Consider the following 12,751-nt stretch of genomic DNA (forward strand, 5'->3'; position numbering starts at 1 on the left):
TCGCGCAGTTCCCCGCGCCCCTGAAGACAACGACCGCGCCGTACCCCGCGCCCCCTTGACTGCCCCCCCTACCTCTACCTCGCCACCGCCGCGCAGTACGTCTCGTCCGTCGACAGCAGGGTGCGGTGGGTGGCCTCTGCTGTGATGACTCCGTCGTCCAGGACCAGGACTCGGTCGGCGGTGTCCAGGAGGGCCGGGCTGTTGGTGATCACGACCGTGGTGCGGCCTCGGCGGAGGTTGGCGATGCCTCGGGCGATGAGTTGTTCGGTGACCGCGTCGACGGCCGTCGTGGGGTCGTGCAGGACCAGGACGTCGGTGTCGGCGGCCAGGGCGCGGGCCAGGGACAGGCGTTGGCGCTGGCCCCCGGAGAGGTTCGCGCCGCGGTCGCGGACGGCGTAGTCGAGGCCTTCGCGGTGCAGGGCGACGACGTCGGTCAGCATGGACGCCTCGACGGCCTCGGGGACCGTCCGGCTGGTGCCCGACGGGTCGATGTTGGTGCGGAGGCTGCCCGCGAAGATCTCCCCGTCGTACGGGTTCACCAGCAGGTGCGCGCGGACCGCCTCGACCGACAGGTCCGCGAGGTCCCGCCCGCCGACCCGCACCGCCCCCTCGTACGCCTCGGGCGGGACGTTCACCGCGAGGACAGACGCGAGGTCGGCCGCCGCGCGCGGCTGGTAGGCGGCGATCGCCACGAACTCACCGGCGGACACCTGGAACCGCAGCTTGCGCAGGGCGCCGTGGCGGACGCAGTCGACCTCCAGGTCGCTGCCCGCGTCGGGGTGTCCCTTCCCCGGGACCGTCACCGGCGGCGCGGCCAGCACCAGCGCCATCCGGTCGGCCGAGGCGCGCGCCGTCATCACGTACTTGGGCATCTCCGAGAACAGCCGGAGCGGCTCCATGATGAACTGCGCCAGGCCGACGGCCATGACGAGCTCGCCGATGGTGATCCGGCCGTCGAACGCCAGCCAGCCCGCCGTCAGGGTGACCGCGCCGGCGAGGACGGCGTTGAGGGCCAGCGCGGTGCCCGCGTACACGCCGTTCACCCGGGCGACGGTGATCGCCTGGTGCCGCGCCTCCGTGCTGACCCGGCGGTAGGCACGGAACGCCTGGTGGTTGCCGCCGAAGCCGTGCAGCGGGCGCAGACCGGTGATCAGGTCGGCGACCTTCGCGCCCGCCCGCGCCACCCGGGCCTGGTGCTCCCGGGTGCTGTCGCCGATCCGTTTGGACATCACGCTCAGGACCGACAGGATCGCGACGGTCCCCACGATGACCAGCAGACCGAGGCGGACGTCGGCCAGCCCGAGGGCGACCGCCGCGACCGCCACCGCTACCAGCGAGCTGATCAGCAGCGGCACCACCTCGATGATGTCGGCGGTCTGGTCGGCGTCCTCGGTGGCGATGGTGAGCACCTCGCCCGACTTGAGGTCGACGTCCCTGGCGACCGGCTGGAGGCCGCAGGCCGCGACCCTCACCCGCCAGTGGTGCGCCTCGGTCGTGTTGGCCTTCTGTAGGACGCGCATGCCGAACCGCCACGACAGCGACACCGTCGTGATGATCACCGCCAGGGCGCCGATCGACAGACCGAGCGCGCCGAGGCTGCGGTCGCGCATGGTGTGCTCGACGATCAGGCCGAGCGCGATGGGGAACGCGGTCTCCCCCGCCTGGTACAGGCCCATCAGGACGGTGCCCCGGACCATCGCGCCCACGTTGCGGCGCAGTGCGGTCCGGATGATGTCGGCCCCCGGTCGGGGGCGCTGAGTGTCAGGACTTGTCATCGAGGTGTCGGGCAATCGCTTCCGGGGTGCGCAGGGTGAACAGGTCGCGGATCGTGATCACTGGACCGTACTCCCTGCGGAGCAGGCCGATCAGCCGTACCGCCAGCATGGAGTGCCCTCCCAGGGAAGCGAAGTCGCTCACCGCGCTCACCTCGTCGTCGTCCAGGTCCAGTGCCTCGGCGAAGAACTCGCACACCACGGTCTCGGTCTCGGTCTCGGGTCCCCGCTCCCCCGCCGTGGTCAGCGCGCCGAGCGGCTTGGCCTCGGGCAGCGCCTTGGTGTCGGCCTTCCCGTTCACGGTCAGCGGGATGCCGTCGACCTGGGCGTAGTGCGTCGGGCGCAGGAAGTCCGGCAGTTCTGCGCCCACTTCGGCTGCCACTGTCGCCAACTCGGCCCCGTCCAGGACCAGATAGGCGGCCAGCCGGTACACGCCGTCGACCTGCGGGTCGGGCTGGGCGACCGCGGCGACGAACCGCACCGCCGGATGCGCCGCGAAGAGGGCCTCCACCTCGCCGAGTTCGACCCGGTGCCCCCGGATCTTGACCTGCTGGTCGGTGCGGCCCAGGTACATCAGGTTGCCGTCGGGCCGTCGCACCACCAGGTCCCCGGTGCGGTACATGCGTTCGCCGGGCGCGCCGAACGGGCAGGCCACGAAGCGGTGCGCGGTCTGCGCCGGCTGCCCGAGGTAGCCGCGCGCGATGCCGATGCCGGACACATACAGCTCGCCGGGGACGCCGTCCGGCAGCGGTCGCAGCCACGGGTCCAGGACGTACACGTCGGTGTTGTCGATCGCGACGCCCACCACCGGGTCCTGGCAGTCGAAGGTGCCGACGCCGAGGGTGTTGATGGTGTACTCGGTGGGCCCGTACAGGTTGTAGCCGACCGTGCCCTCGGTCTCGTCGAGCCGCTGCCACAGCGTCGGGGTGACGGCCTCGCCGCCCAGCAGCACCAGCGGCGGCCGCCGCTCCGGGTTGTCCAACAAGCCTTCGGCAACGAGCTGTTGGGCGTAGGTCGGGGTGACGTTGACGACGTCGATCCCGTGCTCCAGGCAGTACTGGACCAGTCGGGGTGCGTCCCGGCGCAACTCCTCGTCGCAGATGTGCACTTCATGTCCGTCGGCGAGCCACAGCAGCTCCTCCCACGACATGTCGAACGCGAAGGACACGGTGTGCGCGATCCGGAAGACGCGGTGGCCGTGCTCGGCCAGCACCGGTTCGAAGATGCGCCGCTGATGGTTGATCAGCATGTTGGTGAGCCCGGCGTACTCGGTGACCACGCCTTTGGGCTTCCCGGTCGACCCTGAGGTGTAGATCGTGTACGCGGGGTGCCGCAGGCGGTTCGGGTCGTCCGGCGCGAACGTCACGTACGGCTCGGCGGCGGGCAGCGGCCGGTCCAGCTCGATCAGGTCGCCGACCGGTGCGGTCAGCCGGGGCGACACGGCGCTCACGGTGAGGACGACGTCCGGGCGGGCGTCCGCGACGATGGCGGCGATCCGCTCGTCCGGGTGATCCAGCTCCAGCGGCACATAGGCCGCGCCTACGCGCAGTACGGCGAACAGCGCCACGATCCAGTCGAGAGAGCGCGGGACGGCGAGCCCCACGTTCGTCTCGGGGCCGATGCCCCGTCCGGCGAGTACACCCGCCAGCACCCGGCTGCGGTCCCGGAGTTCGGCGAAGGTCACGGTCGCGCCGTGGGCGACGAGCGCCACCCGCTCCGGGGCGCGGTCCGCCGCCCGGTCGAAGCGGTCGACGACGGTGTCCGTGCCGACGTCCGTGCGCTCGCCCGGCACGGGCGGCACGCCCAGCCCCGGCAGCGCGCCCACCGGGCCGGTCGACCGGGCCAGGTCGTCGAGCACGCGCAGGTAGTCGTCGAGGAGACGGCGGGCGCCCGCGGTGTCGCCGTCGCGGTACTCCAGCTTGACCGTGAGCCGGTCGCCGGGGGTGACGACCCAGGTGAACGGATAGTGGGTGGAGTCGTCGGCCTTCACCGAGGTGATGCCGTGCCGGGCGTTCATCTCGGCGAACGCGTCCATGTCCAGGAAGTTCTGGAGCACGAACAGGTTGTCGAACAGCGTGTCGTGTCCGCTGGCCCGCTGGATCTCGCCGAGCCCCAGGTGCTCGTGGTCCATCGCCTCGACCCGGGCCGTCTGCACGGCCGACAGATACGCGCGGACCGTGTCGTGGGGCCGTGCCCGCGTCCACATCGGCACGGTGTTGAGCAGCACGCCGACGATGCCGGACAGCCCCTCGCCCTCCCGGCCGGAGACGGTCACGCCGAACACGGCGTCGCCACGGCCCGTGCGCGCGCCGAGGAGCAGACCGAACGCGCCGGTCAGCACCGAGTTCAGGGTGACGCCGTGCGTCCTGGCCGCGTCCCGCAGCAGGTCAGACCGCTCGGCGGTCAGGGTGTGCACGAGCTGGCGCGGCAGGTCGTCCGAGAAGGACGGCGTCGGTCCGGCGAGGAGCGTGGGGCCGGGCAGTGCGGCCAGGTGCTCCGCCCAGAAGCGTTCCGACACGGCGGGGTCCTTGGCGGCGAGCGCCCGGGCGTGGTCCTCGAAACTCGGCGCGGCCGGGGTCGCGTCGAGCGGCTCGCCCGCGAGGACGGACCGGTAGGCGTCGAACAGGTCCCGCAGCACGATCTCGCGGGACCAGCCGTCCCACAGCAGCAGGTGGTAGCTCAGCAGCAGGCCGTCACGGTCGTCGGGCAGCCGCGCCACGGTCATCCGGATCAGCGGCGGCTCCCCGGGGTCGAATCCGGTGTCGCGGTCCCGGGCGCGCAGATCGTCGACCTCCGCGTCCGTCGACAGCCGGACCGTGCGGACGGGAACGCGCCGGCCCGCCCTGAGGACCTGGACCGGGTTCCCGTCGTCGTCGGTGCCGAAGCCGGCGCCCACCACCGGGTGCCGTGCGATGACGTGGGCCATCGCCTCGGCCAGCGCGTCGGTGTCCAGGCGCCGGTCGAAGGTGAACCAGTTCTGCGCGACGTAGTGTCCGGCCGAGCCCGCCATCTGGGCCTGGAAGAACAGTCCGCGCTGGAGCGGGGTGACCGGCGCCGTGCGCTCGGCCGTCGCGGCGACGACCGCGATCCGCTCCAGCGCGCCGCGCCAGTGCCCGGTGATCTCGTCGGGGACGCCCTCGGCGAGGGTGAAGGCCGCGTACAGGCTGCCGCTCTCCTCGTCGAGCCAGGCGTTGACCTCGACGGCGTACGGGCTGCCCTGGTCGCCGCCGGCGAGGTGCACGGCCTGTGACTCGCTGCCCCGGCCGAGGTAGTTGAACAGCACCTGCGGGCGGGCGGTCAGCAGCGGGGCGGTCTGCGGATTGAGGTACCTGAGCTGGCCGTAGGAGACGTGCGCGCGCTCGTCCGGCTGACGTTCGGCGACCTCGCGCGCCGCGGCGACGGGGTCGGTGTGCGCGGTGAGCCGGACGGGCGCGATGGAGGTGAACCAGCCGACGGTGCGGCTGTAGTCGTGGTGTTCCAGGGCCGGCACCCGGCCGTGCCGCTCCAGCTCGATCGCGAGATCGGTGGGCGACGGCTGGACGTGGGTCAGCGCGGCGCGCAGCGCGCCGCACAGCAGCTCGGTGAGTCCGACGCCGAGCGCGGCGGGCGCGGTGCGGGTGACGCGGTCGCTCAGGTCCGGCGCGAGGACGACGGTGGTCTCGCGCAGCCGGTCCACCGACGACAGCAGCGCGGGCGCCCGGAGCGCGGTGATCCAGCGGCCAAGGCCGTCGATCACCCGCGCGGAGCTCAGCGTCAGCGCTTCCGCGTACTCGGTGTACGAGGTGGTCGGCGCCGGCAGGGTCTCCCCGCGCAGGGCGGCGGCCAGGTCGTCCAGCAGGACCAGCCAGGACACCGAGTCGACGGCGAGATGGTGCACGGTGACGACCAGGGTCCGGCTCGCCTCCAGCCACGCGAACGCGACGACGTCCCCGGACTCGGGATCGAGCCGCCCGGCGGCCTCGTTCGCGGCGGCCGTCGCGTCGGCGGTGTCCGGTCGTACGACGGTGATCTCGCGGGCGGGTTCGGTGCTCAGGGCCCACGCCCCGTGCTCGACGCGCAGCCGGAGCCGCAGTGCCGGGTGTGCGGCCACGACGGCGTTCGCGGCCCGCTCGACGTCGGCGAACCCGGCGCCCTCGGGGGCCGGCAGCGTCCTGGCCTGGGCGAACCGGGTGAGGGAGCCGCCCAGTTCACGCTGGCGCAGGACGATCGGCGTGGCCGGCAGGGGGCCGTCCTCGCGGCGGGCGGGCGCGGGGGCCGGTGTGTGCGGGGTGTGCGGGGTGTGCGTCCCCAGGTACTCGGCGATGGCGCGCGGCGTCCGGTGGAGGAACACGTCCCGTGGCGCGATCGGCAGGCCGATGGCCCTGGCCCGGTTGACGACGGTGATGGCGACGATGCTGTCGCCTCCGGCGGTGAAGAAGTCGGTGTCGGCGGTGGGGGCTGCGCCGGGGAGGGTGTCGGCGAAGATGTCGATCAGGGCGGCGAGCGCGGAGTCGCCGGTGTCCGAGGAGCCTGCTGCCGGGGTGTCGACCAGCGCGGCCCGTCGGGTGAGCGCCTTGCGGTCCAGTTTGCCGTTGACCGTCAGCGGTAGCGCGTCGACCGGGAGTACCCGGCCCGGGACCATGTGCGCGGGCAGTTTGGACGACAGGCGGGTGGTGAGGTCGGCGGGCGCGCGGCCCACGACATGGGCGATCAGGTGATCGCCGCCGTCCGCCACGGTGACGGCCACGTCGACCACGCCGTCCAGCTCCCTGATCACCGCCTCCACCTCGCCGGACTCGATGCGGAAGCCCTTGAGTTGGATTTGGTCGTCGGCGCGGCCGGCGAACTCCAGTTCGCCGTCGAGCGTGCGGCGGGCGAGGTCGCCCGTGTGGTACATGCGGGAGCCGTCGGCCGCGAACGGGTTCGCCACGAAGCGGCCCGCGGTGAGTCCGGGCCTGCCCAGATAGCCGAGCGACACCTGGTCGCCGGCGACGTAGATGGCGCCCACCCGGCCCGGCGGCACCGGTCGGAGCCGGTCGTCGAGCAGATAGGCGGCGAGGCCGGGGATCGGACCGCCGATCGGGCTGACGTCGTCGCCGTGGGCGAAGTCCTCGTCGGTGAGCACCCGGTGGGTGACATGGACGGTGGTCTCGGTGATCCCGTACATGTTGACCAGTTCGGGCGAGGCGACGCCGTGCCGCTCGACCCAGCCGCGCAGCCGCCCGAGGTCCAGCGCCTCGCCGCCGAAGACGATCCGGCGCAGCGCGGGCAGCGGCTCGCCGACGTGCCGGTCGGCCTCGATGAACTGGTAGAACGCCGACGGCGTCTGATTGAGCACGGTCACCCCGCGCTCACGGACCAGCCGGTGGAAGTCGACCGGGGAGCGGGTCAGTCCGTACTCCGGCACCAGCAGCTCACCGCCGTGCGCCAGCGCGCCCCACAGCTCCCAGACCGCGAAGTCGAAGGAGAAGGAGTGGAACTGCACCCACACGTCGTGCGGGCCGAACTCCATGTCGGGCCGGGTCCGGGCGAGCAGCGTCACCACACTGGAGTGCGGGACGACGACGCCCTTGGGCCGGCCCGTCGATCCGGACGTGTAGATGACGTATGCGGGGTCCTGCCAACTGATGGCGACATCGAGCTGGTTGGCGGCGGGCGGATGCTCGTCCCCCCGCACCAGCACCCGGGCCGACACGCCCGCCCGGGCGAGGAGCCCCTTGAAGCGCTCACGTTGTTCGTTCTCGACGAGGACGACCTGTGGGGCGGCGTCGGCGAGGATGTACTCCAGCCGTTCGTCCGGGTAGGCCAGGTCCAGCGGCACGTACGCGCCGCCCGCGCTGACGATCGCGACCAGGGCGACGACCTGCTCGACGGAGCGCGGGACGGCGACGGCGACCCGCTGGCCCGGCCCGACCCCGGCCGCGCGCAGAGCGGACGCCAACCCGTCCTTGGAGTCCGCCAGTTCGCCGTACGTCAGTGAGCGGGTACCGCCGTCCAGGGCGCACTGGGTGACGGCGGTGGCGGCCGGGTCGCGCCGCGCGACGGCGTCGAACAGCTCGCCCAGGGTGACCGGGGCGATGGACGCGGGACGCCGGCCGTGCTCCGGGGAGACCTCGCCCGCAAGGGAGTTGACGAGGGCGTCCGGCCGGGTGAGCAGGCCGGTGAGGGTGGAGGTGAACGTCCGCAGGATCGCCCGGGCGCTCGTCTCCCGGAGCAGTTCGCCGTCGTAGATCAGGTTGAAGCGGGAGCGGCCGTCCGGCGCGCGCTCGACGACCAGTGTCAACGGGTAGTGCGGGGCACCCTCGTTGACGATGTCGGCGATGACGAGCGTGTCGCCGGGCCTGCGCAGAGCGCCGACGTCGGTCGCCACGTCGAACACCACCAGGGTGTCGAAGAGCGGGCCCGCGCCGGCCTGGCGGCCGATCCTCGCCAACGAGACGTGCTGGTGCGGCAGCACCGCGCTCTGGTGTTCCCGCACCGAGGCGAGCAGGTCGCCCGCGGTGGTCGCGTCGTCCCAACGGGCGCGTACGGGAACGGTGTTGATGAAGAGGCCCACCATGTCCGCGATGCCGGGCACGTCCGCGTCGCGTCCGGACACGGTGGAGCCGAACACCACGTCCGTGCCGTGCAGCAGGGAGCCCAGGGTCACCGCCCAGGCGCTGTGCACGGCCACGCTCAGCGGCGCGCCGGCCGACCGGGCGGCCGCGTCGACGTCGTCGTCCGGCTCCACGGCGGTGTCGGCGAACCGGTCGGACGGGGTGTGGCCCTCGGCGACCAGCGACGGGCCGGGCAGTTCGGCGAGCTGCTCGCGCCACACCCGGTCGCTCTCGTCGTCGTCCCGTCCGGCGAGCCAGGCCACGTAGTCCCGGAAGCCGCCGAGCGGGTACACGCTGCCCGGCGCGTGGTACTCGGCCAGCAGCGCGCGGAGCATGGGCGGCACGGACCAGCCGTCGGCGATGATGTGGTGCACGGTCTGCACCAGGACGTTCCGGCCGGCGCCCCCGTCGGAGCCCGCACCCGCGCGGACGAGCGTGTACCGCATCAGCGGCCCGGTGGCCAGGTCGAACCCGGCGCGGCGGTCGCGTTCGGCGAGTTCGCGTATCTCGGCGTCGGTGATGCCGGGGCGGTCCAGCGTGGTGAAGGGCGCTTCCGTGGAGTTGTCCAGGACGGAGACCACGCGGCCGTCGGCGAGGGCGGTGAACCGCGCGGCCAGGTTCGGGTACAGGGCGAGCAGCCGGGTGGCGGCCGCGGCGAGCCGGCCGGCGTCCACCTCGCCGTCCAGCGTGAGCAGTTGCTGCTCGACGTAGGCACCCGGCGAGTCGTCGTCGAAGACGGAGTGGAAGTACAGGCCCTCCTGCAACGGGGTCAGCGGCAGGACGTCCCGCAGCGCCGGGCCGTCCAGGTCGTCGACGTCGGCCTGGGCGAGCGGCACCAGGGGGAAGTCGCTGGGCGAGTGGCCGCCCAGGTCGAGGGCGGCCAGGGCGGCCAGGCCGGTCAGGGTCTCCGAGAAGTAGGCGCCGACCGTAGCGATGTCCTCGTCGGTGAACATGCCGTCGGGCCAGGAGACGGTGGTGGCCAGCTCGTAGCCGCCGGCCGGCGCCGGTTCGGCGATCGCGTTGAACTCCAGGGCGCGCGGCAGCCGCATTCTCGGGTCCCGCTTCTCACCCAACTGACCTGTGTGGCCCGCGAGTTGCCAGTCACCGGGGGCGCCCGCCTCGAAGCGGCCGAGATAGTTGAAGAGCACCTGCGGCGCGGGCGCGTCGAACTCGGTGTGGGTCAGGTACCGCAGGGCGCCGTAGGAGACGCCGTTGTCCGGTACCCGGGCGAGGTCCTCCTTGACCGCCTTGAGGGCGGTGGCCAGGTAGGCGGGCGCGGTGAGGTCGGCCGCCGCGCCGGGGTCCACGGTCACCGGGAACAGGGTGGTGAACCAGCCCACCGTCCGCGACAGGTCCGGCTCGAAGCCGGCGGCGGCCGCCACGAACCGCGCTTCGCGGCCGTGGCCCTCGAGTTCGATGTGGGCGAAGGTCTGGTCCTGTCCGAGGTCCCGGCGCCATCGGGCGAGGGTGACGGCGAGCGCGGTCAGCAGCACGTCGTTGACGCGCGCGTGGAATTTCGCGGGGATCTCGCCCAGTAGCGCGGCCGTGATCTCGGGTCCGACCGAGACGGTCAGGAGCCGCTCGTCCGCGACGGTGTCGGCGGCGGACAGCGCGCGCCGGCCCAGCGGCAGGTCCTCCCCCGGCAGGGGGCGCCAGTAGTGGGAGCTGTCCGCGTCGAACGCGGCGCGCTCCAGGAGTTGGGTCCAGCGTCGGAACGACGTTCCCACCGGGGGCAGTTCGACGGGCGTGCCGGAGGCGAGCTGCCGCCAGGCGGTGGCGAGGTCCTCCATCAGGACCCGCCAGGACACGCCGTCGATCACCACGTGATGGGCGACCAGGACCAACTGCCGTGCCTCGCGGCGCCAGACGGCGCGCAGCATCGCCCCGCCGTCCGGGTCCAGTTCGGCGCCGGCGAGTCGGACGCATTCGTCGAGCGGGAGGTCGCTCTCCTGCCACCCCGAAGCGCCCCCTTCACCGGCCGCCCGGCCCGCCTCGAGGATGTCGAAGCTCCAGCGGTCGCCGCGCACCAGTCGGGCCCGCAGCATGTCGTGCCGGTCGGTCAGGGCGGCGAGGACGGCGTCGAGGGCGTCGGCGGTCAGGTCGGCCGGGGTGTTCAGCACGACCGACTGGACGAAGCCGTCGATCGCGTCGGTGGTCTCGCCGAGCCACTGCACGACGGGCGCTCCGACGACGGGGCCGGTCGGGACGTCGGCGTGGTCCACCGCGGCGCGGTCCTCGCGGCTCGCCACCGCCGCCAGCGCCCCGACGCCGCTGTGCGTGAAGATCTGCCCGGCGGTGACGTGGAGGCCGACCTCGCGCAGCGCGCTGAGCAGCGAGATCGCCAGGATGCTGTCCGCGCCGAGCTGGAAGACGTCCTGGTCGACGCCGACCTCGTCGAGTCGCAGGACCCGGGCGACCGCCGCGCACACCAGGCGTTCGTTCTCGGTGGTGGGCGGGACGATCGTGCCCGTGCCCACGACCGGTTCGGGCAGCGCGCCCCGGTCGAGCTTGCCGTTCGCGGTGAGCGGGAACTCCGTCATCACCACGATGTGGGCGGGCACCATGTACTCCACCATGTGCTCGGCGGCCCACGCCTTGACCTCGTCCGCCCGCAGGTCCTCGCGGCCGGCGGCCGGGATGACGTACCCGACCAGGTAGGTGCCGCCCGCCGTGTTCTTCTTGGCGACGACGCAGGTGTGCCGTACCCCGGGGTGCTCCGCGAGACCGACCTCGACGTCCTCGATCTCCAGCCGCATGCCGCGGATCTTGATCTGGTTGTCGGCGCGGCCGAGGAAGTCCAGCGAGCCGTCCGGGGCGAACCGGGCGAGGTCACCGGTCCGGTACAGGCGGGAGCCGTCGTCGGCGAAGGGGTTCGCCACGAAGCGGGAGGCCGTCAGGCCGGGCGCGTTGACATAGCCGCGTCCCAACAGGAAGCCGCCCACGTAGAGTTCGCCGCCGACGCCGACCGGGACCGGGCGCAGTTCGTCGTCGAGGACGTACAGCCGGGTGTTGGGGTTGGCCTTGCCGATCGACGTCGACAGGCGTTCCGCCGCGCCCCGGTAGACGACGTGGGAGACGCCGATGGTCGTCTCGGCGGGGCCGTAGCCGTGGTACATGGGGATGTCGAGCTTCGTGCGGAACCGCTCGTACAGTTCAGGGGTCAGCACCTCGCCGCCGCACCACACATGGCGCAGGCTGTCGAGCCGTCCCGTGTCGCCCGCGATCTCCAGCAGCACGTCCAGCATGGACGACACCAGGTAGGTGAAGGTGACGCGCTGTTCGGCGATCACGCTCAGCAGATGGTGCGGGTCGCGTTCGCCGCCGGGCCGCAGGACGACCAACCGGGCGCCGGACACCAGCGGCAGGAAGATCTCGTTGATGGAGATGTCGAAGGACAGCGGCGCCTTGAACAGCGACGCGTCGTCGTGGCCGAAGCCGAGGATCTCATCGACCTGCCACAACAGGCGTTCGCTGATCGCCTCGTGGCGGATCATCGCGCCCTTGGGCCGCCCGGTCGAGCCGGACGTGAAGATGACGTAGGCCAGGGCCGCGCCGGGGACGGTGACCGCGGGCGCGTCGGTGGGGCGGTCGCCGTGCCTCCAGTCGCCGAGGTCGACGGCGACGGCCTCCGGTTCCGCCGGGTCGTGCTCGCCGGAGTCGTTGAGCTGCACCACGACCCGGGCGTCCTCGATGACGACGGCCCGTCGCGCTGCGGGCCACTGCGGGTCGAGCGGCACGAACGCGCATCCCGCCCGGAGCACGGCGAGCAGTCCGATCACCATGTCCGCGGAGCGGCCCAGCGAGATGCCGACGACCTGTTCGGCGGTGAGCCCGCGTCCGAGCAGATGGTGGGCCAACTGCGCTGAAAGATCAGCGGCTTGACGGTAGGTCAGGATGCGCTGCTCGTCGACGACGGCGACGGCGTCCGGTCTGGTCCGCGCCTGTTCGAGGAACATCTCCACCAGGGTCGGGCGGATCCGGTCGGCGTGGGTGTCGTTCCACTCGGCCAGTGCTTCGAGCCGCTCCGCCACGCCGGCCGGGCCGATGGTGCCGAGGGGTCGGTCGGGGAAGTCGGCGAGGTCGTCCAGGGCGAGCTGGGCGTCGGCCGGCGCGACGCCTTCCGGCAGGGAGATGCTCCGGTCGTCCGCGTCGACCTCCCAACCGGCGGGCACGCCGCCGCCGTTGTCGACCCAGCCGAGGACTTCGGCGAACAGGGTGCCGGGAGTGAGGTCGATGCCGTCGGGGCTGCGGCCGGTCGCCCAGTACGACAGCCCGATGGCGCACGCCTCGGCGAGGGTCCGGTCGGAGTGGTCGCCGGTGCGCCGGCGCAGATCGGTCATGCGGGTCTGGGAGAGCAGTACCTGACGAGCGCTCGGTTGCATCATCGAAGACTCAGCGTCCCTT

Annotated in this window: 2 protein-coding genes; both read right to left on the reverse strand. The window is 72.8% G+C overall.

Going from position 1 to position 12,751, the window contains the following annotated elements:
• Positions 1–74: 74 nt before the first annotated feature.
• Positions 75–1,775, reverse strand: coding sequence for an ABC transporter ATP-binding protein (locus ACFYX4_RS17030; RefSeq protein WP_389332830.1), 1,701 nt, complete (start codon positions 1,773–1,775; stop codon positions 75–77).
• On the reverse strand, positions 1,762–12,732 hold the full coding sequence (locus tag ACFYX4_RS17035) for an amino acid adenylation domain-containing protein (RefSeq protein WP_389332833.1): 10,971 nt from the start codon (positions 12,730–12,732) through the stop codon (positions 1,762–1,764). Before ACFYX4_RS17035 ends, ACFYX4_RS17030 begins: the two co-directional genes overlap by 14 nt.
• Positions 12,733–12,751 lie beyond the last annotated feature (19 nt).

It is taken from the genome of Streptomyces sp. NPDC002328 (assembly GCF_042890065.1).
Lineage (GTDB): Bacteria > Actinomycetota > Actinomycetes > Streptomycetales > Streptomycetaceae > Streptomyces.